The sequence below is a fragment of the Mammaliicoccus lentus genome, assembly GCF_002902755.1.
GTDB classification, from domain to species: Bacteria; Bacillota; Bacilli; order Staphylococcales; family Staphylococcaceae; genus Mammaliicoccus; species Mammaliicoccus lentus.
In genome coordinates, this window is record NZ_PPRS01000073.1 from 75,575 (window position 1) to 100,588 (window position 25,014).

Genomic DNA, 25,014 nt, shown 5'->3' on the forward strand with positions numbered 1-25,014 from the left:
TATGAATGCATATGAACAATATATGAAAGAATTAGCTCAACCAATGCGAAGCGAATTGACTGAGCAAGGGTTTGAAAGCTTAGAAACACCTGACCAAGTTAAAGGTTATATGGAAGACGCAGAGCAAAATGAAACAACATTTGTAGTTGTTAACTCTGTATGTGGTTGTGCTGCTGGATTAGCAAGACCTGCAGCTGTAACAGTCGCTTTACAAAATGATAAAAAACCATCTCGAACTGCCACTGTATTTGCTGGTCAAGATAAAGAAGCAACAGAAACAATGAGAGAATACATTGCGCAAGTTCCTTCAAGCCCTTCAATGGCTTTATTTAAAGGAAATGAACTAAAATACTTTATGCCACGTGAACATATTGAAGGAAGAGATATCCAAGAAATTTGTATGGATATAAAAGACGCATTCGATGAATATTGTGACTAATTTACGCATAACAACTTCAGTAAAAACAAATGCATCTCTCTACAAACAGGTAGAAGATGCATTTCATTTGCTGAATAAAAATAAATACATACAAAACATTTCTATTATAAAACGTAAAAAATTAACGATAAAACAGATTTTTAAATCTAATGACTCACCAGTTATCGTATTTGAAAATACTGGTCCAAAACTATATTTCACTTCAGAAATACCAATTTATTTTCATTTAGATACCGCGAAAGTAAAATTAAATATGGTAAAAAATCAACAGCAACCCATATTAAGTGAAATGATAAATCATATAACGAGTAAAGAAAGTTCATTTAATTTTGTTGATGGAACAATGGGTTTTGGTAGAGATAGCTATTTAGTATTAAAGCAATTTCCAAACGTTAACGTATTTTCTATTGAACAACACCCTTTAATTCATTTCGTAATTTCTGAAGGTATGAAACTACAACTCAACAATAACGAATTAAAAAGAATTCATTTTATAAATGAAGATTATAATAATTGGGTTAAGTTGAATGAAGAAAAAGTTGATATATTATATTTAGATCACATGTTCGAAAAAACTTTAATAGAAAGTGATAGAATGGGTGAACTTTCTAATAATATTCTTAAAATACAAGAATATAAACCGATAAAACACTATAAATACTTAATTTTAAAGGCGCGCTTTGACAGTTTATTATTTAAAGAGTTAAATGTTATACAATGCTTACGAAAAAGTTCGAAAACGCATTACGGCTTACGCGTAAACAATAGTAAACAAGCCTTATAACAAAAAAACAGAGAAAACCCTAAAATGAATAAAGGATTTTCTCTGTTTTTTAACTTTAAATGAAATGACACATTAAATATGCGTGCGTATCATTACTTATTCAGTGATACACATACTAATCATATAACATAATAATAAAAATAATCCCAAAGTAGCAAATATTTCATTCATTGAGATGGCCCCCTTTAAAGTAATGGTTATTATATTTATCTCTATTATACATAAATATCAAAGGAGTTTCTATATTATATCAGTAGTAAATTATAAGTATTTTCGTTAATATAGAAAAGAAGAATAAAGATTAAAAAGAGGTGCTCGTATGAATAACTTTGATGAAGCATATCACGATTTATGCCGCAAAGTATTAAATGAAGGCGAAAATAAAGACGATAGAACTGGTACAGGTACAATTTCAATATTTGGTCATCAAATGAGATTTGACTTGTCAGAAGGGTTTCCACTACTTACAACTAAAAAAGTTTCATTCAAATTAATTGCCACTGAATTATTATGGTTTATTAAAGGCGATACTAATATTAGATATTTATTGCAATATAAGAATAATATCTGGAACGAGTGGGCATTTAAGAAATGGATAGAGAGTGATGAATATACTGGCCCAGATATGACAGACTTCGGTAGAAGATCATTAGTTAATGATGAATTTAATGAACAATATAAAGAACAACTCGCAATCTTTAAGGATAAAATTTTAAATGATGATGAATTTATGCGTAAATATGGTGATTTAGGTAATGTTTACGGTAAACAATGGAGAGATTGGAAAGATCAAAACGGACAAAGCTTCGATCAACTTCAAACTTTAATTGATAATATTAAAAATAATCCGAATTCTAGAAGGCATATAATCTCAGCATGGAACCCAACTGAGATAGATACAATGGCTTTACCACCTTGTCATACATTATTCCAATTTTACGTAAAAGATGGTAAATTAAGTTGCCAACTTTATCAAAGAAGTGCTGATATATTTTTAGGTGTACCTTTTAATATAGCAAGTTATAGTCTTTTAACACATTTAATAGCTAAAGAGTGTAATCTTGAAGTAGGAGAATTTGTACACACATTCGGTGATGCTCATATTTATAAAAATCATATAGATGCTGTTGAAGAACAATTATCAAGGTCTTCATACAATCCACCTAAACTAAATATCAATACAGAAAAATCACTATTCGATATAGATTATGAAGATTTAGAAATTCAAGATTATCAATCACATCCAAGTATAAAAGCACCTATAGCGGTTTAAAGGAGAATTTAAATGAAATCAATTATTGTATGTCATGATCAAAATAGAGTAATAGGATTAGACAATAAAATGCCTTGGCATTTACCAAACGATTTAAAAAGAGTGAAAAATTTAACATCGGGTAATACAATTGTGATGGGTAGAAAAACATTCGAATCAATTGGTAAACCATTACCGAATAGAAGAAATGTTGTTTTAACTTCTAATGAATCTTTTTATCACGAAGGCGTAGACGTGATTCATTCAATCGATGAAATAGACCAATTAGAAGGCCATATATTTATATTTGGTGGGCAAGGTTTATATGAACAAATGATGTCACGTGTGGACGATATGTATGTAACTGTAATAGAAGATAAATTTCAAGGAGATGCATTCTTTCCACCTTATACCTTTAATGAATGGAATGTAATTTCATCTGAAGCAGGAGAATTAGATGAAAAAAACATACTTCCACATACTTTTATGCACTTGGAAAGGATAAAATAATATGTTAAGAATGGCTAGAACAGTTGGTTGTATTATCGGTTATGCTGCACTTGTATCAACTCAATTACCTAAACTTAAAGAAAAGAAAAACCAAATAGACGATATTAGAAGCCAAGATGAAATGACATTTCTATACGCACAGAGATGGTCTCAAAAAATATTAAAATCTGCAGGCGTAAAGGTACATTTATCTGGTCGTACAGAACCTCTAGATGACCCAGTGCTTTATGTATCGAATCATGAAGGTAATTTTGATATCCCAGTTTTGATTAATCAATTACCACAACCTTTTGGTTTTATTTCAAAAAAAGAAGTTGAAAAAATCCCTTTTTTAAAACCATGGATGGAAGAATTAAATTGTATTTACTTAGATCGTTCTAATCGACGAGCAAGTTTACAAATGATTAAAGATGGTATTAAAAAATTAAAAGAAAAACATTCTTTATTGATTTTTCCTCAAGGTAGTAGAAGTAAAGGCCAAGAGATGCAAGAGTTCAAGGCTGGTTCATTGAAATTAGCTAAATCTGCTCAAGTTAAAATTGTGCCAGTAGCAATATACGGTACATCTCAAATAATGGAGAAATATCAATCAAGAAAAATGGTGCCTGGTGATGTCTATGTACATATACTAGACCCTATTGACCCATCAATATTTGAAGATAAAACGATGCAGGAAGTTAGTCACTTTGTTCAAGATCAAATTAGCCTTTCTGTTCAATCGTTAAAGGAGAAAAGCAATGAATAAAATTAAATTAGTTATTGATTCAACTACGGATTTGCCAAAAGATTATTTAGAAGAACACGATATTAGTGTTGTACCTTTAAATATAGTAATTGACGGTGTTACTTACGAAGACCAAACAGAAATCAGTTCTGAAGAGTTCTTATTGAAAATGAGAGAAGCTGAAAACTTACCTAAAACGAGCCAACCAGCAATAGGTAAGTTAGTTGAAACTTACGATAAATTAGGAGAAGACGGTTCAGAAGTCATCAGCATTCATATGACATCTGAATTATCTGGTACTTTTAGTGCAGCTCAACAAGCTAGCCAAATGACAGAAACAAAAGTTACTGTTATCGATAGTAAATTCATTTCTTTAGCATATGGATTTCAAGTAGAAGAGATTGTTAAATTAATTAGCGAAGGCTATTCATCAGAAGAAATTGTTAAAGAACATGAAAATATGAAATCTAACATGCGTTTATTTGTTGTTATCGGTAATATAGATAATTTAGTTAAAGGTGGAAGAATAGGTAAAGCTAAAGCTTTATTAGGTTCATTGATGAACATTAAACCTATTGGCGAACTCATTAACGGAAAGATAGAAATGATTCATAATGCTCGCACTCAAAACGCTGTCGTTAAATTTTTACTTAAAGAGTTAGATGTATTCTTAGAAACTAAAGAAATCATCAAAGTCGGTATAGCTGATGCAAATGCAGAAGATTTGGTGAATAAATTAATGAATTCAATTAAAGAAAAAAAAGATATTCATAACTTTGATACAGCAATTACGACACCAGTTGTTTCCACACATACAGGTGAAGGTGCTATAGGCGTGTTTTATTATGGAAAATAAAAATTGGATGAATAATCGCTTTTGGTTTTATGCTTTTACTATTCTTATTGTTCTAATACTTATAGCGATTATTTATGTGTTCACTTCAATAACTGATTCATCTAAACCTGTAAATGAATCAAATGAACAGACGTCCAAAGATTTCACTGTTTCTTTTAATAATGCAGAATTACAATCTCTTATGAATGCCACTTTAAAAGATTATGACATCGAAACAGAAATAACGGAGAATGACTTAATTTTTAATACGACGACTCAAGTTTTAAATAGGGATATTAACATTAAGTTAGATACAATACCTACAAAAGTAAATAAAGATACTATTAAATTTAAAATACAATCAATAGATATTGGTAAATTAAATATTTCAAATCCTTTTGTATTATCTCAAATTAAAAAGTATAGTGATTTACCAGAATATATAAATATCGATCCAAAAGAAGAAACTATATATTTATCTTTAGATAAGATAGATATCGATAATGTTGATGCAATCCAAATTCAAACGTTAGATATTTCGGCAAAAAAATGGTATTTTGATATTAAGTTAAAGTAAATCAACAAGGGAGGCGCAACAATGGCATATGCAACTTTAGCGGGTGGATGTTTTTGGTGTTTAGTTAAACCATTCAACGAATACCCTGGCATTAAAGAAGTGACTTCTGGTTATAGCGGTGGTCATGTTGAAAATCCTACTTATGAAGAGGTATGTACAAATCAAACTGGACATGTTGAAACTGTTCAAATTGAATATGATGAGAATATAACTGATTTCGAAGCTATTCTTGATATATATTTCAAAACTTTTGATCCTACTGATAATAAAGGGCAATTCTTCGATAGAGGAGAGAGTTATGAACCTGTAATTTTCTATCATGATGAAAATCAAAAGAAAGTAGCTTTAAATAAAATAGACGAACTAAATGAGAGACAAATTTTTGATAAACCCGTAATTACACCAGTGAAACCTTATAAGAATTTCTATCCAGCCGAAGAACATCATCAAGATTATTATTTGAAGAACCCGGCTCATTATCAAGGTTATCAACAAGGTTCTGGTCGTAAAGCTTTTATAGAAAAACATTGGGGGAATTAAAGTGTTAAAAAAATCAAAAGACGAATTAAATGAAATGGAATACCTTGTAACACAACAAGATGGTACTGAACCACCTTTTCAAAATGAATATTGGAATCATTTTGATAAAGGTATATATGTAGATAAGTTATCCGGAAAACCATTGTTTACATCTGAAGAAAAATTTGAATCAGATTGCGGTTGGCCTAGCTTTTCTAAAGCGTTAAATGACGAAGAAGTTATTGAGCTAGTGGATAAAACACATGGCATGGTTAGAACTGAAGTACGCTCAGAAGATTCTAACAGTCATTTAGGTCACGTGTTCAACGATGGACCTAAAGAAGCTGGTGGATTAAGATATTGCATCAATTCTGCAGCAGTTCAATTTATCCCGTATGAAAAGTTAGAAGAATTAGGATACGGAGATTTAGTACATCATTTTAAATAACAGGGGAGACGATTAACATGTTTAAAAAATTATTTGGCGGTAACAAGACAAAAGACGTAAATGTAGAAGTATTTGCACCAATTTCAGGTGAGTATGTAGCAATAGAAGATATACCTGATCCAGTATTCGCTCAAAAAATGATGGGTGAAGGGTTTGGTATCAAACCTGCAGAAGGTATTGTAGTAGCTCCTTTTGACGGTGAAGTTGTTAATGTATTCAAACCTTCAAATCACGCTGTAGGTGTTAAAGCAGCAAATGGACTTGAAGTTTTAGTTCACGTTGGATTAGAAACAGTTCAACTAGGTGGAGAAGGATTTGAGGCACTTGTAAATACTGGTGATAAAGTTACAAAGGGACAAGAATTATTAAAATTTGATATCGATACGATCGATTCAAAAGTAAAATCTACTATCAGCCCAGTTATTATTACTAATACTGATGATGCTGAAGAAATTAATATCGAATCTTTAACTAGTCTTCAAAAAGGCGAAACTAAAGCAATAGATGTGAAAATGAAATAAATGAAACAGTATTCATTTTATCAATACGCACTAACAAAACGTAATGAAAACAGCGAAATGGGAAAATTAGCAGACTTAATTTTTCAAGATTTATCTTTTCCGAAGTTTTCAAATGATTATCATACACTCTCAGACTATTTAGAAACAGAAGTAATGTTTACTCAACCAATGAGCGTATTTGATGATTTATACGAATCGTATGAAGAATGGTTAAAGTTCTAAAAGTTTACACTTTGGTGTTTTGAGCACCAAAGTGTTTTTATTTGATTGGATAAACTGTTAAAATAAATTATATTTGACAAGAAAGTTGTGAGATCATGAAATTATCAAATGACAAAAATGATAAGCAAATAACAATGCCACTGTATAAATTACTCATACTTTTATTTATAACAGTATTTTTAACATCTGTTGTTACATTTGCTTCATATAAATTCGGCTTAAATTATGGCAACGATAAACAAAAGAACATTAATAAAATTGAAAAAGTATATGAACAAATTGAAGGTGATTATTATAAGGATGTTGATGAGGATAAATTGACTAAAGGTGCAATTGATGGAATGGTCAAATCTTTAAATGATCCGTACAGTGAATACATATCTGCTGAAGATACTGAAAGTTATAATCAAGAAATTTCTGGAGACTTTGTAGGTATAGGTGCTGAGATGGAATCTCATAATAATTATGCACGCATTACAAGCCCTATGAAAGATTCTCCTGCTGAAAAAGCTGGTATTAAGTCTTTAGATGTTATCACTAAAGTTAATAACAAATCTATTAAGAATAAATCGTTGAATGAAATTGTTAACCAAGTAAGAGGTGAAAAAGGCACAACAGTTACACTCACAATCAAAAGAGAAGGTAAAGAACCTTTTGATGTAGAAATTAAACGAGATAAAATACATGTTACGAGTGTAGATTATAAGAAAAAAGATGATACTGGTATCATTTCTATTTCTAAATTCCAGGAAAAGACAACAGAAGAACTTAAATCAGCTATTAAAAAAGCTAAAAAAGACAATGTTAAACATGTCGTATTAGATTTAAGAAACAATCCTGGTGGTCTTTTAGATGAAGTAATCACGAGTGTTAACCTTTTCGTTGATAAAGGCAAACCAGTCATTTATCTAGAGACAAAAGGAGACAAACCTGAAGCAGTAAAAACTGAAAAAGATAAAATGTCAGGTATCGATGATATGAATTATTCAGTATTAGTAAATAAAGGTTCAGCTAGTGCTTCTGAAATATTCGCCGGGGCATTACAAGATTATAAAATTGCTGATGTAGTTGGAACGACAACGTTCGGTAAAGGCATTGGACAAAGTCATCAATCATTTGATGATTCATCTATATTAAAATATACAAATATGAGATGGTTGACGCCAAATAAATCTTATATTCATAAAAAAGGAATTAAACCTAATAAGGAGATCAAGGCACCTAAATATGAAGAAATTGAAATTATAAGTCCTAAAAAATCATTCCAAAACGGTGATAAAGCAAAAGAAGTGAAATCAATTAAGATTGGGCTAGATGCGTTAGGGTATAATGTAAGCAATGAAAATGAAAACTATGATAGTGAATTAGAAAGCGCAGTTAAAAATTTCCAACAAGATCATAATCTTAACGATGATGGTATATTTACAGATAAAACAACAGAAAAATTTATTGACTTAATGCGCAATAAAATTCAAAAAGAAGACATTCAACTAGATGATACGATTAAATACATTCATCAATAAGTGAGGGATCAACAATGAGAAAAGCAACACATTCAGATATGGAAATCATTAATGAACTAACAAATATGGCAAAATCCATCATGAAGTCAGATGATAATCCACAATGGGATGAAGCATATCCTTTAGAAAAAGATTTCTATACCGATATAGAAAATGGTCATTTATATTTGTATGAGTTAAATAATGAAGTGGTAGGTTATGTTTGTATCAACCAATCACAAGCAGATTGGTATAAGCAATTTAACTGGCCTGTACCAATTGATAATGCTGTAGTCATTCACAGAATGGCTACTAACCCAGAGTTTAAAGGTATAGCCGATAAAATGATGCAATTTGCTATTGACGTAGCTAACGAAAATAATGTAAAAGTTATATTGACTGATACATTCTCAAAAAACAAACGTGCTCAAAATTTATTCAGTAGATTTGATTTTAAATTTATTGGAGAACATGAATCGAACGAATTTCCATTTGATAAAAATGCACCATTTTATGCGTATTATAAATTGATAGATTAGAAGGAGATTTAAAATGAAAAAAATAGCATTTACAGGTGGCGGAACAATTGGACACGTCGCTGTTAACTTAGCACTCATTCCAGAAGCTGAACAACGTGGCATCGAAACTGTTTATATCGGTTCAAAGAATGGTATTGAAAAAGATATGATAACTGATTCAGCAAAAAACACTAAATATATTTCGATATCTAGTGGTAAATTGCGAAGATATTTGTCATTTGAAAACTTAAAAGATGTATTCAAAGTATTAAAAGGTGTATTAGATGCTCGCAAAGCATTAAAAAAAGAAAAACCAGATCTAGTATTCTCTAAAGGTGGTTTCGTAAGCGTGCCGGTAATCATCGCTGCTAAATCATTAAAAATACCAACTATTATTCATGAATCTGACGTAACACCAGGTTTAGCTAATAAAATATCAATGAAGTTTGCTAATAAAATGTATACAACATTTGAAGAAACATTAAAATATGTTCCTAAAGAAAAATCAGATTTCATTGGAGCAATTATTAGAGAAGACTTAAGAGATGGTAAGAAAGAAAAAGGATACAAAATAACAGGATTTAATGATAAATTACCTGTTCTATTGGTTATGGGTGGTAGTTTAGGCTCTAAAATATTAAACGAAGCTGTTCGTGAAAATTTAGATTACTTAACTAAAAAATATCAAATTATACATTTAACAGGTAAAGGTCATAAAGATGAAAGCATTCAAAATGATCACTATGTTCAATACGAATTTGTCTCATCAGAACTTATGCATTTTTACGCTATTTCTGACACAGTAATCAGTCGAGCAGGAGCAAATGCTATTTATGAGTTTGCAACTTTAAAAATACCTATGTTGCTAATTCCTTTAGGATTAGACCAATCTCGTGGTGACCAAATTGATAATGCTAAAATTTTCGAAAAAAATGGTTATGCTAAAGTTATACAAGAAAAAGAAGTGAATCAAAATACATTAGTTAGAAATTTAGATCAACTTGAAAATGAACGTGAAACGTTGATTGAAAATATGTCTAAATTTAAAGAAAGTTATACAAAAGAATCATTATTCAACAAAATTGAATCTGATATTCAATAATATTGGAGGTATTATATGAGCCAAGCTAATCGAACGTTATTAATACTAATATTTAGCCTGATTTTCGGGGTTATAGCTTTCTTTCATGAATCACGTTTAGGAAAGTGGATAGACAACGAAGTTTATAACTTTATATATTCTACAGAAAGTTTTATTACAACTTCTATTATGCTTGGTTTCACTAAAGTTGGAGAAGTATGGGCAATGATTGCTTTATCACTGTTAATTATTTGTTATCTTAAATTAAAAAGGTTAAATATCGAAACATTATTTTTTGCATTAACAATGATTCTATCAGGTACTTTAAATCCACTATTGAAAAATGTTTTCGATAGAGAACGTCCAACATTACTGAGATTAATTGATATTTCAGGATTTAGTTTTCCGAGTGGACATGCAATGGGTTCAACAGCATTTTTCGGCTCGATTATGTACATTGTTTTTAGAGCTTCAAAACGTTCAATGAAACCTTATTTAACAGGAATATGTGTCATTTTTATATTAATGATATCTACTTCTAGAGTTTATTTAGGAGTCCATTATCCAACTGATATTATCGCAGGTATTATTGGAGGTATTGTTTGTATTCTTTTAGCTCAATTAATGCTTAAAAATAAATTAGATATTAAAAAAACATCCTAGTGATTTGGACAGAATCACTAGGACGTTTTACTTTTATGGGCATAAAAGGGGGTTATAGAAAATGTTCAATCCATACTTAGAGGGGGAACTCTTTTATTTGATTGAGAATCATTTTCAATTACTATTATAACTAATTGAGAATGAATGTCAATTAGTTTTTTTAATTTTTTACTATTTTAAATGATAAAATAGTTTTGCTCATATATAATGAGCATGTGAAACTTGAAAATGTTATCTTTTACTAGAGGGGGAACTCTTTCATTGATAATCATTTCCAATTACTATTATAACTAACTGAGAACGATTGTCAATTATAAAGTGAAAAAAATTAAAAAATTTGAGGTGTCATCATGAAAAAGATACTCATCATTGAAGATGAACAAAATTTAGCAAGGTTTATAGAATTAGAATTAAAACATGAAGATTATGAAGTAGAGATATGTTATGACGGTGAGAGCGGGCTAAATCAAGCTTTAACTGACGATTATGATTGTATACTATTGGACTTAATGTTGCCTAAAATGAACGGTCTAGAAGTATGTAGACGTATACGTCGAGAAAAAAATACGCCTATCATTATGATTACTGCTAAAGGTGACACTTATGATAAAGTCATCGGTTTAGATTATGGTGCTGATGACTACATAGTTAAACCTTTTGATATTGAAGAATTGTTAGCTAGAATCCGAGTTATTATACGTAGAAATGTAACATTAGAATCTGACACTAGTACTATTGAAATTAATGATATTAAAATCGATAAAAATGCTTTTTCTGTTTATATAGGTGGAGAATCAGTTGATTTAACTAAAACAGAGTATGAATTATTATTATTGCTCGCTGAAAATCAAAATTATGTATTACAGAGAGAACAAATTTTAAATCATGTTTGGGGCTACGAGTCAGAAGTGGAAACAAATGTAGTAGATGTTTACATACGTTATTTAAGAAATAAATTGAAACCGTTCAAAAAGGAAAACATCATCGAAACGGTTAGAGGAGTGGGGTACGTGATACGTTCATGAAACAACAATCTTTAAAGACAAAATGGATGATGCTTACAACCACGATTACATTTATCATTTTCGCATTGTTTAGTATGTTTATCATTTATTTTATTAGCTTATATTTAAAAGACCAAGAAACTGGAACTGCAACGAGAAGCGCGCAAGATACCGTTAATTTGCTTCAATCTAAGACATTAGGACAAATTACTTCAACTGATATAAACGCGACGATAACAGACAATCAAAAAATGATACTTTTTGATAAATTTGGTAAGCCAATGTTTGAAGAAACACATAATGACAAATTGAAATATACTCCTGAATTTAAACGTGTTAAATCAGTAGAAATATATGAAATGCATGTCGATAACAAATCTTATTTAGTCGTTTATAGTCCAATTAATACAAGCTACTTTAATGGCTATGAAGCAATCGTTCATCCTTTAGATAGCTATGACGCCATTATTAAATTCATGATTATTTTAGCCAGTATATTTGGATTAACTGCTTTATTCCTTATCGCAATAATAAGTTATATTTTCTCATCACAAATTACGAAACCAATTACGATACTTTCAGATAAGATGAAACAAATTCGTCGAGATGGGTTCCAAGAAAAATTAGAAGTACCAACTAATTATGAAGAAACAGACGATATGATCCAAACATTCAATAACATGATGGAACAGCTAGAAGTTTCATTTGATCAACAAAAACAATTTGTGGAAGATGCTTCACATGAATTAAGAACACCATTACAGATTATTCAAGGGCATTTGAACTTAATTCAAAGATGGGGAAAAAACAACCCAGAAGTATTAGAAGAATCATTGGATATTTCCATTGAAGAAATGGAAAGAATTACGAAATTAGTGGAAGAATTATTATTACTATCTAAGGATTCAAGAACAAGCGCAAGTGATGATAATGATATCGTGGATATTAATTATGAAATACAATCACGAATCAAATCATTACGTAAATTACACCCTGACTATTCTTTTGCTTTTAAATCTAATTATGACGCGATCAGAATGAATATTAATCGATTCCATTTTGAACAAATGTTACTTATTTTTATGGATAATGCCATGAAATATGACAAAAAGAATAAAAATATCGAAATACAAACAAATTTAAAAAATAGAACCATCACAATTGATATAATTGACCACGGAATGGGTATACCTAAAAAAGACCTAGAATTTATTTTTGATCGCTTCTATAGAGTCGATAAATCACGTTCAAGAAAAGAAGGTGGAAATGGCTTAGGATTATCTATTGCTAAGAAATTAGTCAACTCGTATGACGGTATTGTGAAAGTTGATAGTGTAGTCGATGAATATACTAAAATATCAGTAATTTTCAAGGATACTTTCATCAATAAGTAAAATAGGAAATAAACTGCCATAAATGGTAAATTAGCCTTTAATATAAATCGGTTAAGTGCTAAAATGGGAATGTAAACGGTTTATAATTTTCTTGGAGGGTGGAACATGAAGAATGATAATCATGTCGAAGCACCTGTAAGATTTGGAACTAACTTAGGGTTAATGTTAGAAATGTATGATAATTACGTTAATGATCCGGAGTCAGTCCCAGAAGACTTGCAAGTGTTATTCGATGAAATAACGAGTAATAATACAGGCACTGGCCAAAAAATAGGTACAGGGGTGGACAATTCAAGTGTTAAACGTGTTATGCGTTTAATAGACAATATCAGACAATATGGACATTTAACTGCTGATATCTATCCAGTATACCGTCCAGAAAGAAAAAATGTACCTAAGCCAACACATCAAGACTTTGGGCTATCTAAAGAAACATTAGAAAAATTACCAGCTGGTATAGTATCTGACCATTTTGATGGTGAATTTGATAATGCATATGAAGCAATAGAATATATGACTTCATGTTACCAAGGTCCTATAGCTTTTGAGTATACACACATTAATAATAATGAAGAACGTGTATGGCTTAAGAGATATATAGAATCAACAAACACTATTGAAATATCTAAAGATGAAAAAATTGAATTACTTAAAAGCTTAGCAGAAGTTGAAGGCTTTGAAAAATATATTCATAAAAACTTTGTAGGTGCAAAGCGTTTCTCAATTGAGGGCGTTGATACTTTAGTACCTATGTTACAACGTATCTTAAAGCGTACAAATGCTGCTAAAATTCCAAACATTCAAATTGGGATGGCACATAGAGGTAGATTAAACGTTTTAACACATGTACTAGAAAAACCTTATGAAATGATGATTTCAGAATTTATGCATAAAAATCCTTTAATCTTTTTACCTAAAGATGGATCATTAGAAATCACAGCAGGTTGGACTGGAGATGTAAAATATCATCTTGGTGGAACAAAAACGACAAGCAAATATGGAATAGAACAAACTATAACTTTAGCAAACAACCCAAGTCACTTAGAAATCGTTTCTCCTGTCGTATTAGGTAAGACGCGTTCTAACCAAGATACAACAGCTGATCCCGGTAGACCAAGCCAAGATTTAAATAAATCACTAGCTGTATTAATTCATGGGGATGCTGCGTTCCCTGGACAAGGTATTAACTTTGAAGCCATGAACTTAAGCAATTTAGATGGATATACAACAGGTGGTTCATTACACATTATTACAAACAACAGAATTGGTTTTACAACAGAAGCTGAAGATGGACGTTCAACTACTTATTCTACTGATGTTGCAAAAGGTTATGACTTACCAATTATCCATGTTAACGCTGATGACGTAGAAGCAACTGTTAAAGCTATTGAAATGGCTATGGACTTTAGAGAAAGATTTAATAAAGATTTTGTCATAGATTTAGTTGGTTATAGACGTTATGGGCATAACGAGATGGATGAACCTTCAATCACGAATCCAATGATGTACAAAGCTATTAAAGAACATCCTTCAATCGAATTAAAATATGGGCAAGAATTAGTAGATCAAGGTTTAATTACTAAAGAAGAAATGAATGAAATCTTTGATGACGTTACTAAAAGACTAAGAACAGCTCACGATAAAATTGATAAAGATGCTGAAATGGATAATCCAGAAATGACAATGCCTGATAAGATTAGCCAAGGGCAAGATTATGAAATAACAAATGCGAGCTATGATGATTTGAAAGCTATAAATGATGCTATGTTTGACTATCCTGAAGACTTTACAGTATTTAAAAAGCTTAATAAAGTCTTAGATAGAAGACGTGAACCTTTCGAAAAAGATGGTCTTGTGGATTGGGCTCATGCAGAACAATTAGCATTTGCAACGATTTTACAAAATGGTACGCCAATTCGTTTAACAGGACAAGACTCTGAACGCGGAACATTCGCTCAAAGACATGCTGTTTTACATGATGAAAAAGATGGAAAACTATTTGTTCCTTTACATCATGTCCCAAATGGTAAAGCATCATTTGATATATATAATTCTCCATTATCAGAAGCAGCTGTTGTTGGGTTCGAATATGGTTATAACGTAGATAATCCAGAATCATTTAATATTTGGGAAGCACAATACGGTGACTTTGCGAATATGGCACAAATGATTTTTGATAACTTCATGGCTAACAGTAATGCTAAATGGGGAGAGAAAAGTGGTTTAGCGTTATTCTTACCACATAGTAACGAAGGACAAGGTCCAGAACACTCTTCAGCGAGATTAGAGCGCTTCTTACAATTAGCTGGTGAAAATAATATGACAATTGCTAATTTAACTAGTTCTTCAAACTATTATCATTTGTTAAGAAGACACGCTAAATATTTAAACACTGATAAGATGAGACCGTTAGTATTAATGTCACCAAAAAGTTTACTAAGAAACAAAACTGTTTCTAGACCAATTGATGAATTTACTACAGGTCAATTCGAACCTATTTTAGTTGAACCGTACAAAAAAACTAAAATTAAAAAAGTGATTATCGCTTCAGGAAAAATGTTCATTGATTTAAAAGCTGAATTAGAAAAAAATCCTAACGATGAGCTTTGTTTAATTGCATTAGAACAACTTTATCCATTCCCTAAAGAAGAGATAAAAAATGTTCTTTCAGAATTTAGAAACTTAGAAACTGTAGGCTGGGCACAAGAAGAAGCTAAAAACCAAGGTGCTTGGAGTTTTGTGAGCTTACAATTGCAAAGTATTCTAAAAGATAGAAATGTTAACCTAGAATATCACGGACGTAAAGTTCGTTCTGCAACTGCAGAAGGTGATGCAGAAATTTATAAACTTATACAAAGTAAAGTTATCGAAGAAGCTTTAAAACATAATTAGGGGGAAATAAATAATGTCAGAGGTAAAAGTACCAGAGTTAGCAGAGTCAATTTCAGAAGGAACGATTTCAGAATGGTTGAAATCTGTTGGAGATCAAGTAGAACAAGGTGAAAATATTGTTGAACTTGAAACAGATAAAGTAAACGTTGAAGTTATTTCTGAAGTATCAGGTGTACTTTCTGAAATTAAAGCAGAAGAAGGCGACACTGTTGAAGTTGGATCAGTAATCGCGATTGTTTCTGAAGGTGAATCAGGTTCAACTTCAAGTGAACAAAAAGAAAGTGATGACAGCGAGTCTAAAGATTCTAAAGATAAAGAAAAACAAACAGAAGCACCTAAAGAAAGCGCTGCTAAATCTGAAGATACTAAACAAACTGAAGATACTAGCAAAGAAGAAGCTAGTTCAAACGACCGTGTACAAGCAACGCCATCAGCTCGTAAACTTGCACGTGAAAAAGGCATTGATTTAAACAAAGTGAAAACACAAGCTGGAGATGTTGTTAGACCAGAAGATGTAGAAAAAGCCTCTCAACCTTCTAAACCAGCTCAACAAGAAAAACAAAGTCAACCAGCAGCACAGAAAAATGAAAACCCATCTAAACCGGTTGTACGTGAAAAATTATCTCGTAGACGTCAAACAATTGCTAAGAAATTATTAGAAGTATCAAATAATACAGCAATGTTAACAACGTTTAACGAAGTAGACATGACTAACGTTATGGAATTACGTAAACGTAAAAAAGATAAATTCCAAGAAGATCATAACGGTACAAGATTAGGCTTTATGTCATTCTTCACTAAAGCATCAGTAGCAGCATTGAAAAAATATCCAGATGTGAACGCTGAAATTGACGGTACTGATTTACTATTAAAACAATACTACGATATCGGTATTGCTGTATCTACAGAAGAAGGTCTAGTTGTACCTAACGTTAGAGACTGTGATAAGAAAAACTTCGCAGAAATCGAACAAGATATTCATGACTTAGCAGTTAAAGCTAATAACAAAAAATTAGGATTAGATGACATGATGGGCGGATCATTCACAATCACTAATGGCGGTGTATTCGGTTCATTAATGTCAACACCGATTATTAACGGAACACAAGCTGCTATTTTAGGTATGCACTCAATTGTTACAAGACCAATTGCAATTGATAAAGAACGTATGGAAAACAGACCAATGATGTATATTGCTTTAAGTTATGACCACAGAATCATCGATGGTAAACAAGCAGTAGGTTTCCTAAAAACAATCAAAGACCTAATTGAAAATCCAGAAGATTTATTATTAGAATCTTAATTTACTGTAATATAGTGACCACAACGGCTATCAAAGCCGTTGTGGTTTTTTATTTGTGTTAGTTGAAGTGTGGGAAGTGGAATGTTGCACGTGGACCTTCTCTTGCAACATTCGAAGGCTTTATGTTGCACGTGCGTCTCGTCTTGCAACATTCGAGGGCTTTATGTTGCACGTGCACCTCGTCTTGCAACATTCGACCAACTCACCCTCTCATCAAAATTTAATTCTAACTGTTAAACTGATTAATTTGTCATATTTATAATTAATTTGGTATAATTTATAGGAATTCAATTATAGGAGAGATATTCATGAATGGATTAAGAAGTGTGACATTATGGACCCACAATCTTTTAGAGACTGAATCATTTTATAAAAATATATTAGGTTTAAATACTCTATTAAACAAAGAAACGAATATCTTACATATCGGTGATGCACATTTAGCTCCCGGTACTAGAATTATTTATAAACAATATAAAGGTGAGGATCAAGAGCCGGACACGCATTTTTATGGTGTTGCTTTACGTGTTCCTACAGACTTTGCGTTATATGAATATAAACAACAATTTGATGACCACAAAGTAGAATATGAATCGGTTCAACAACTAAATGGTAAACATATGTTTAGGTTTTACGATAATAATGGTCATTCATTTTATTTAATTTCAGATGAAAAGAACGCTGGAGTGCCTCTTGGTACTGCTTATGATGATGGTCCTATAAGTCCTCTTCATCAAATACAAGGAATCGGTCCAATCATGGTTAAATCGCCAGAAACTCAAATAACAGGTTCATTATTAAAAAGTATTTTTGAGTTGCAATTATATGCTGAATACAAGACAATAGATGATGAATCTGCTATCGTCTTCAAAATTGGTCCAGGTGGTAATGGAGGAGAATTACATTTAATAGATTATCCACATCCACTTAAATCTTCACATCCACCTGTCGATAGAGTTGCAATCACAATTGATAATGTCGAACATTTCGATAAAATAGTTGAACATGTTAAAGATATTGATATGCAACACCAAATCATACAACATGAAGAAGGTATGATTTCATTATTTATTCGCGATATAACAGGCATGATTTATACAATTACATTAGACACAGTGAATTAAAGGAGCGTTTATTTATGTTACATGAAACTTGGAAAGAAAATCACGTTATAAAAAAGGTAGAAGTCGTTCATACTGATGCTGAAAAATTTAAAGTATCCGATATGTTAACAGTAGGAAAAGTTTATGATGTCGTGAATGAAACAGAAGAATATTATCAAATTATAGATAATTCTGGGCATGTTGGTGGATATTTCAAAACTTATTTTAAAGAACTATAAAGATTGAATTAAAAACAAACCAGAGGTTGGGACAATTTAATTGTCTCAACCTCATTGACTATATTAGCAATAGTTGACTAGGATTGAAATCACGCTTCTATCCTAGTCCTCCATGCTGGGGTGGTACAATGAAATCCTTTCAAAAATGAGATGATTCCTGTTCCACTCCCTTTTTAAGTTTATTATTAGTATATAAAGGAGTACACAATGAGCAAATTAAACAAATACATTAACAATGATGAAACAATATATGAAGATGCTTTATCAATGATTAAATTAAATAAAAATATTTTACTAAAAGGGCCAACAGGTTCTGGTAAAACGAAATTAGCTGAAACAATCGCACAAGACATTAATAAACCGATGCATTCTGTAAACTGTTCTGTAGACTTAGATGCTGAAAGTTTACTTGGTTTTAAAACAATCGAAACAAATGAACAAGGTCACCAAGAAATTGTATTTATTGATGGACCAGTTATTAAAGCAATGAAGAATGGCGAATTATTATACATTGATGAAATCAATATGGCGAAGCCTGAGACGTTACCAATTTTAAACGGAGTATTAGACTTCAGAAGAGCATTAACTAATCCATTTACAGGAGAAGTTATCGTAGCTAAAGAAGGTTTTTCTGTTATTGCTGCAATTAACGTAGGTTATATTGGAACATTACCAATGAACGAAGCTTTAAAAAATAGATTCGTCGTATTAGATATAGACTACATTGATGGAGAAACACTTAAGACTATCATCAAAGAACAAAGTCAATTAAACGATGAAGAACTTATCGATTCAATTATCCAATTCAATAAAGATTTGAGAGTCATGTCTAGCCAAGGACAAATCTCAGAAGAATCAGCGAGTATAAGAGCGTTGTTAGACCTTGCAGACTTAGCTACCGTTATACCAGTTAGAAGAGCGATTAAACGCGCTATTATAGATAAAATTGATGACGAAAGAGAACAACAAGCAATACAAAATGCAATAGAATTAATTTTCGAGTAAGGAGAATAACATGAGTGATCGTTTTATATTATTCAATGATGAACAAATCGATGCACAACAAATCATGATGTTAACTGACTTAGCAAAATTATTACTTGAAGATCCAAATGTAAAAGTTGCATTCCAAAAATTCCAACATTATGATCCCATTCATAATATATGCAATGTGAGTTTCAACTGGTTACATCGACCAGAAGATATCACAAATGCAGGATTAAAATCTGATATTATGTTAGATACGATTGGCTTCAAACATACAGACCCCTCTATTTACCAAGAAGTATTAGATGAAACGTTTGACCATATGGATTTTTTCAAGCAATTATTTATGCTAATTGAAGAATATAGATTATCTAGTATCATCATGGACACTAGACCAGTTACTAAAAAGCTGTTTAATAAACGCTTAAACGTTAAGAAAAGACAAAACAATAGCCAAATACAAGTTTATCAAACGAAAACAACATATACTGATTTGCTATTTCTAACGATTGAACATGCTATCTTAAACGAAAACTTCATTAATAACATTAGTATTACTGAAGAATTTGATGATGCCCTCGTTCAAGTTTTCAATCGCTTAACGCAAATTTTCAATTTAAAAACTTCAGAAGACAGTTACGACTTAGCAGTAAGCATAATGGTGCTCGTTGATTATTTATTAAAAGAAGATATGCTGAACCAATACTATCATCTTCCTGAGCGCATATACGCGTCTTACGAGGAAGAATGGACACTTGAGGATATTAAGCGTCAAGATGCTGCACAAACGGACGATAGTAGCGAAACTGAGCATGACGAAGAGGACATCGTAACTGAAGATGCTGAAACTAAAACAGCCGATAGTCAATCTGATAGCGATCATTATTTAGCAATGGAGCTTCATGAAGGTGAAAATAGCGATGTGCTGACAGATAATGAGCGAGAAGGCGATGCTTCAGATGATATGACTAATATGATGGAGAAAAAAGGTAAAGGATCTAACGATACGATTGATGACGAAGAAGGTGGGTCTCAAGGCAATAATAATCCTTACCAATTAAAAGGTGTAAACAAGAATGTTTCATTAACATTTAACAAACCAGAAATTTCTCCTGAAGATGTTGAAGCATATAAAAGAGCAGTTGAAAGTGTTCAATTTGAAATTAAAGATTTAACAAGTATTATCCAAAAATCAATGAATCATCAATATAGTGACGTTAGAGAAAATTTAACTAAAGGTAGATTACAAAAGAATTTACTTAATTGGTTTATAGATGACCAATACAAATTATTCTTCAAAAAAGATGCATTTAGTAGAAAATTAGATGCTACATTTACACTTTTAGTTGATGCTTCAGCTAGTATGCATGACAAAATGGAAGAAACTAAAAAAGGTGTAGTACTATTCCATGAAACATTAAAAAATCTAGATATTAAACATGAAATACTTGGCTTTAGTGAAGATGCTTTCGAAGCAGATAAATTTAACCAACCGAACACAATTGATGAAATCATTTTATATAACGAATCTACAATGAAACAAAATGATGCAAGAATTATGACACTTGAACCTCAAGATGATAATAGAGATGGGGTAGCTTTACGGGTTGCAACACAACAATTACTACAAAGATCAGAAGAACAGAAGTTTTTAATTGTATTTTCTGACGGTGAACCTTCTGCATTTGATTATGCAGAGGATGGTATTATTGATACTCACGAAGCTGTTATAGAAGCAGATAAGCAAGGCGTTTACGTATTTAATGTATTTTTAAATCAAGACACTATTGATGAGAGTATAAGAAATACAGTTCATAATATTTATGGTAGACAAAGCTTATTTGTAGAAGGTGTTGAGAATTTACCTGCTCAATTATCACCACTACTAAAAAAATTACTATTGCAGTCTATTTAATAAACGTTGTAATAAGTTAAAATATATTTATAATTTTCAGAAATTTCATATGGACGAAACCTAATTCCAATGATAAAATATAAATTATTGTAAGTTGTAAAAGGAGTTTAACATATGAATAAGAATATTTTTGTAGTAGGCTTTATGTTATTTGCGATATTTTTTGGAGCAGGTAATTTAATCTTTCCTCCTGCGCTAGGTTTATCGAGCGGTCAATTTTTCTGGCCAGCTATTTTTGGATTTGTAATTACAGGGATTGGCTTACCACTTATCGGTGTTATTGCCGGTTCTATTGAAGATAAAGGATATAGAGCTTCTTTAGGTAAAATTCATCCAGTATTTGCTGTCGTATTACTTGTTGCTATTTCGTTAACTATTGGGCCGTTGTTCGCTATACCGCGTACAGCAGCAACATCTTTTGAAATGGGTATCACGCCAATTTTCGACACAAATAGTTCAATGGCATTATTTATTTTCTCATTAGTTTACTTTGCTATCGTATTTTACTTAAGTTTCAACTCAAGTAAAATGGTAGATAAAGTAGGTGCTGTTTTAACACCAGTACTACTTATTTCAATTGTTTTACTAATCATTAAAGCTTTCTTCAGCATAGGTGGAGAACCTGTCGTTCCTGGAGAAATGGAAGTTTACAGTAGTGGTGCTACTAGTTTTGGTAAAGGGTTCGTTGAAGGCTACTTAACGATGGACGCGATCGCTGCTATTGCATTCTCTATGATTGTTATTACAGCAATTAAGAGTAAAGGTGTTACAAGAGAAACGGGATTATTTAAACAAACTATTTTGGCAGGTGTAATTGCTGCAATTGCGCTAGGATTTATCTATATTTCTTTAGGTTGGATCGGAAATCATATGAACATTTCAGATGCAACATTGAAAGAATTAAATGATAATGGTCAAAATATTGGTACGTATCTATTAACAACTGCCGCTCAAGTATCATTTGGTGAATTCGGTAAGTATTTAATTGGTATTATTGTAGCATTAGCTTGTTTAACAACAGCTACAGGATTGATTGTATCTGTTAGTGAATTCTTCCATGAAATTTTACCAAAAATTTCATACAAATGGTTTGTTACTATTTTCACTTTAGTCAGTTTCATTATTTCAAACCAAGGTTTAACTACAGTTATCCAAGGTTCATTACCAGTATTGTTAGTATTATATCCAATAGCTATTACATCTGTATTATTAATACTATTAGGTAAATACGTTAAGACACCACCAATTGCACAACAATTGGCTGTTGCTTTAGTAACAATTATTTCATTCATTTCTGTATTTAATAGTAATGGGGTTATCAATATCGCATTTATGCAAGAATTGCCTCTAGCTCAATATCAGATGGAATGGATTCCTTTTGCAATAGTAGGTTATATCATTGGATTCATTATAGGTAAAGTTAAAAATCAAGCTCCAATTGAATATAGTTAAAGAAAAAAATCCGAGACATAAACTTGTCTCGGATTTTTTATATTAGATGAGCTTATGTAATACTTTAATTTATATGTGAGGCTTAACAGCTAACGTGCTAGACTTCATAGACAAGCTCGTTACATTTTCTAGCGGGCAAGACTTCAAAAACAAGCACGTTAGCGCTATAAAAAGTTTTGATTTATATTAGTTCCACTTAAATTTTATACGAAATCAACGGCTAACGTGCTAGAAATTTTAAACAAGTTCGTTGCATTTTCTAACGGGCAAGACTTCATAGACAAGCACGTTAGCGCTATAAAAATCTTTGATTTATATTAATTCCACTTAAATTTTGTACGAAATCAACAGCTAACGTGCTAGAAATTTTAAACATGCTCGTTACATTTTCTAACGGGCAAGACTTCACAGACAAGCACGTTAGCGCTATAATAATCCTTTTTTAAATACTAGTTACGTTTTCCAGCATAGCAGAACTGCGAAAACTTTTTAGAAAAAGAGATTTCGCAGTCTCACTCTCTTTTATTTATGTCATAATAAGTATACATATAATTAAAGGGGTGGGGAATATGATGGTCTTTGCTTTTATTAATAAAGATGAAACATGGATTTTATGGGCTATTTTAGTAAGTATAGCTGCTTTAAGTATCTTTTTAGAACAAAAATATGATTTTGCTTCTAAAATTACTGGCGCTATAATCGCGTTAATTGGTGCTATGATTTTATCTAATTTAAACATTATTCCGATTGAATCTCCAGTGTATGACCAAGTTTGGGATTACGTTATTCCACTTGCTATACCATTATTATTATTCAGATCTAATATTTTTAAAATATGGAACGAAAGTAGAAGGTTATTATTTATATTTTTAATTAGTTCTGTAGGGACAGTAGTAGGGGTTGCTGTCAGCTTTTTACTATTGCATCAATTTATACCACAGCTTAATAAAATTGCTGCTATGATGACTGGAAGCTATATAGGTGGTGGTGTAAACTTTGCTGCATTAAGCACCAAGTTCGAAACACCTGGGGAACTTGTATCGGCAACAGTTGTTGCTGATAACAGTGTTATGGCATTTTATTTTATTGTCTTGATTACAATTCCAAATTTAAAATTTGTGAAAAAGTATTTTAGAAGGTTGTATAATAGTGATGCTGAATCTAATGAAAACAATGCAGAAGCATATTGGAAAAGAAATGAAATTAGTTTAAAGGATATTGCATATTCAATTGCTATTGCTTTTTCACTAGTAGCAGTTAGCTTTAAACTATCAGAGTGTATACAGTCGGCCGTTCCGAAATCAAATCCTTTTTTAGAAATTGTAGTTGGCATTATAGGGGATCAATTCTTATTATTGACGACTTTATCTTTAATAGTAGTTGCAGTATTTAGCAATTTCTTTGAAAAGTTAAATGCATCTGATGAACTTGGGACATTTTTAATTTATATTTTCTTTGTTGTAATAGGTGTACCAGCATCAATACCGATTATTATTAAAACTGCGCCTTTACTATTTATTTTTGTAGCTATTATATTAATATTTAATTTAGCTGTTACTTTATCATTCGGTAAGTTATTCAAATTTAATATTGAAGAAATGTTGTTAGCAAGTAATGCTAATGCTGGTGGTCCGACAACTGCCGCTGCACTAGCTATATCAAAAGGGTGGCAAAGCCTCGTAGGTCCTATACTAATTATAGGTACATTAGGTTATGTAATTGGTAATTATGTTGGCACTTTAATGTTCTATGTACTTAGCCAATTTATGTAGAAAAAAGCACTATCTCCTTTTATTATGAAGTTAACCCTGTCAAGTAGACAACTAAATAATAAAAATGTCTTTTTGGTCAAATTCATAGCTAAGCTATGGATTTGGCCATTTTTAATGTAATTCGATTAGTATTATAAAAATGGATATATTTAGCTAATTCTATTACTGCCTGTTCATAATTTATAAAAGAAAAGTTCTTATTTCCTTTATAAATTTCACTTTTCATCATTCCCTATACTGATTCCATAGGTCCATTATCAATACAACAGCCTACACGTGACATACTTTGAATCATTTTATGCTCTTTTAATTTTGCTTTGAAACTTCTAGAAGTATATTGAAACCCTCTATCGCTATG

At 31.3% G+C, this 25,014-nt stretch carries 25 protein-coding genes and 1 pseudogene; 25 read left to right on the plus strand and 1 reads right to left on the minus strand.

Going from position 1 to position 25,014, the window contains the following annotated elements:
* Window position 1 precedes the first annotated feature (1 nt).
* The 25 genes from CD135_RS12750 (at window position 2) to CD135_RS12870 (ending at window position 24,656) form a co-directional block, all read left to right on the plus strand.
* Entirely contained in the window at window positions 2-439 is a 438-nt protein-coding gene (locus tag CD135_RS12750; RefSeq protein WP_017000167.1) for a BrxA/BrxB family bacilliredoxin, read from the plus strand.
* The gene (locus CD135_RS12755; protein ID WP_103269594.1) at window positions 423-1,223 is read left to right on the plus strand and encodes a class I SAM-dependent methyltransferase; all 801 of its coding nucleotides are present in this window, start codon (window positions 423-425) and stop codon (window positions 1,221-1,223) included. The genes CD135_RS12750 and CD135_RS12755 overlap by 17 nt, the downstream gene beginning before the upstream one ends.
* Window positions 1,224-1,542: 319 nt before the next feature.
* Window positions 1,543-2,496: a thymidylate synthase gene (locus tag CD135_RS12760; RefSeq protein WP_064205161.1), complete on the plus strand. Its 954-nt coding sequence runs from the start codon at window positions 1,543-1,545 to the stop codon at window positions 2,494-2,496.
* Window positions 2,497-2,508: 12 nt separating this feature from the next.
* Window positions 2,509-2,985, plus strand: a complete 477-nt coding sequence (locus tag CD135_RS12765) for a dihydrofolate reductase (RefSeq protein ID WP_017000170.1) — start codon at window positions 2,509-2,511, stop codon at window positions 2,983-2,985.
* 1 nt (window position 2,986) lies between these two features.
* On the plus strand, window positions 2,987-3,730 hold the full coding sequence (locus CD135_RS12770) for a lysophospholipid acyltransferase family protein (RefSeq protein WP_103269595.1): 744 nt from the start codon (window positions 2,987-2,989) through the stop codon (window positions 3,728-3,730).
* A complete protein-coding gene (locus CD135_RS12775; protein ID WP_064205159.1) occupies window positions 3,723-4,565 on the plus strand; it encodes a DegV family protein in 843 nt (280 codons plus the stop codon). The genes CD135_RS12770 and CD135_RS12775 overlap by 8 nt, the downstream gene beginning before the upstream one ends.
* The gene (locus CD135_RS12780) at window positions 4,555-5,121 is read left to right on the plus strand and encodes a DUF2140 family protein (RefSeq protein ID WP_064205158.1); all 567 of its coding nucleotides are present in this window, start codon (window positions 4,555-4,557) and stop codon (window positions 5,119-5,121) included. The genes CD135_RS12775 and CD135_RS12780 overlap by 11 nt, the downstream gene beginning before the upstream one ends.
* Before the next feature lie 21 nt (window positions 5,122-5,142).
* A complete protein-coding gene (gene msrA / locus CD135_RS12785; RefSeq protein WP_103269596.1) occupies window positions 5,143-5,661 on the plus strand; it encodes a peptide-methionine (S)-S-oxide reductase MsrA in 519 nt (172 codons plus the stop codon).
* A gap of 1 nt (window position 5,662) precedes the next feature.
* Window positions 5,663-6,088 (plus strand): peptide-methionine (R)-S-oxide reductase MsrB, encoded by a 426-nt coding sequence (msrB, locus tag CD135_RS12790; RefSeq protein ID WP_017000175.1) that lies wholly within the window; start codon window positions 5,663-5,665, stop codon window positions 6,086-6,088.
* A 17-nt stretch (window positions 6,089-6,105) separates the two neighbouring features.
* Window positions 6,106-6,609, plus strand: coding sequence for a PTS sugar transporter subunit IIA (locus tag CD135_RS12795; RefSeq protein WP_017000176.1), 504 nt, complete (start codon window positions 6,106-6,108; stop codon window positions 6,607-6,609).
* Window positions 6,610-6,831, plus strand: a complete 222-nt coding sequence (locus CD135_RS12800) for a YozE family protein (RefSeq protein ID WP_017000177.1) — start codon at window positions 6,610-6,612, stop codon at window positions 6,829-6,831. It begins immediately after the preceding gene.
* Window positions 6,832-6,926: 95 nt separating this feature from the next.
* Complete coding sequence (locus CD135_RS12805; RefSeq protein ID WP_103269597.1) at window positions 6,927-8,354, plus strand: S41 family peptidase; 1,428 nt, start codon at window positions 6,927-6,929, stop codon at window positions 8,352-8,354.
* A gap of 14 nt (window positions 8,355-8,368) precedes the next feature.
* Entirely contained in the window at window positions 8,369-8,872 is a 504-nt protein-coding gene (locus CD135_RS12810; protein ID WP_103269598.1) for a GNAT family N-acetyltransferase, read from the plus strand.
* A 13-nt stretch (window positions 8,873-8,885) separates the two neighbouring features.
* Window positions 8,886-9,953, plus strand: a complete 1,068-nt coding sequence (locus tag CD135_RS12815; RefSeq protein ID WP_103269599.1) for an undecaprenyldiphospho-muramoylpentapeptide beta-N-acetylglucosaminyltransferase — start codon at window positions 8,886-8,888, stop codon at window positions 9,951-9,953.
* Window positions 9,954-9,968: 15 nt separating this feature from the next.
* On the plus strand, window positions 9,969-10,595 hold the full coding sequence (locus tag CD135_RS12820) for a phosphatase PAP2 family protein (protein WP_017000181.1): 627 nt from the start codon (window positions 9,969-9,971) through the stop codon (window positions 10,593-10,595).
* A 350-nt stretch (window positions 10,596-10,945) separates the two neighbouring features.
* On the plus strand, window positions 10,946-11,620 hold the full coding sequence (locus CD135_RS12825) for a response regulator transcription factor (RefSeq protein ID WP_017000182.1): 675 nt from the start codon (window positions 10,946-10,948) through the stop codon (window positions 11,618-11,620).
* The gene (locus tag CD135_RS12830; protein WP_017000183.1) at window positions 11,617-12,993 is read left to right on the plus strand and encodes a HAMP domain-containing sensor histidine kinase; all 1,377 of its coding nucleotides are present in this window, start codon (window positions 11,617-11,619) and stop codon (window positions 12,991-12,993) included. The genes CD135_RS12825 and CD135_RS12830 overlap by 4 nt, the downstream gene beginning before the upstream one ends.
* Before the next feature lie 105 nt (window positions 12,994-13,098).
* Window positions 13,099-15,885, plus strand: coding sequence for a 2-oxoglutarate dehydrogenase E1 component (locus CD135_RS12835; protein WP_103269600.1), 2,787 nt, complete (start codon window positions 13,099-13,101; stop codon window positions 15,883-15,885).
* Between the two features lie 13 nt (window positions 15,886-15,898).
* Window positions 15,899-17,188, plus strand: coding sequence for a 2-oxoglutarate dehydrogenase complex dihydrolipoyllysine-residue succinyltransferase (odhB, locus tag CD135_RS12840; protein WP_064205152.1), 1,290 nt, complete (start codon window positions 15,899-15,901; stop codon window positions 17,186-17,188).
* Window positions 17,189-17,496: 308 nt separating this feature from the next.
* Entirely contained in the window at window positions 17,497-18,312 is an 816-nt protein-coding gene (locus tag CD135_RS12845; protein WP_016999790.1) for a VOC family protein, read from the plus strand.
* A 14-nt stretch (window positions 18,313-18,326) separates the two neighbouring features.
* The gene (locus CD135_RS12850) at window positions 18,327-18,530 is read left to right on the plus strand and encodes a DUF6501 family protein (RefSeq protein WP_016999789.1); all 204 of its coding nucleotides are present in this window, start codon (window positions 18,327-18,329) and stop codon (window positions 18,528-18,530) included.
* A 207-nt stretch (window positions 18,531-18,737) separates the two neighbouring features.
* Window positions 18,738-19,535 carry an ATP-binding protein gene (locus CD135_RS12855; protein WP_016999788.1) on the plus strand — a complete coding sequence of 266 codons (798 nt, stop codon included), beginning with the start codon at window positions 18,738-18,740 and terminating at the stop codon, window positions 19,533-19,535.
* A 10-nt stretch (window positions 19,536-19,545) separates the two neighbouring features.
* Window positions 19,546-21,432, plus strand: a complete 1,887-nt coding sequence (locus tag CD135_RS12860; protein ID WP_103269601.1) for a vWA domain-containing protein — start codon at window positions 19,546-19,548, stop codon at window positions 21,430-21,432.
* A 114-nt stretch (window positions 21,433-21,546) separates the two neighbouring features.
* Window positions 21,547-22,884, plus strand: coding sequence for a branched-chain amino acid transport system II carrier protein (gene brnQ / locus CD135_RS12865; protein ID WP_016999786.1), 1,338 nt, complete (start codon window positions 21,547-21,549; stop codon window positions 22,882-22,884).
* Between the two features lie 569 nt (window positions 22,885-23,453).
* On the plus strand, window positions 23,454-24,656 hold the full coding sequence (locus tag CD135_RS12870; RefSeq protein WP_103269602.1) for a DUF819 family protein: 1,203 nt from the start codon (window positions 23,454-23,456) through the stop codon (window positions 24,654-24,656).
* Window positions 24,657-24,744: 88 nt separating this feature from the next.
* Here CD135_RS12870 and CD135_RS13280 read toward each other — a convergent pair.
* A pseudogene (locus tag CD135_RS13280) lies at window positions 24,745-25,014 on the minus strand (transposase); the annotation flags it as partial.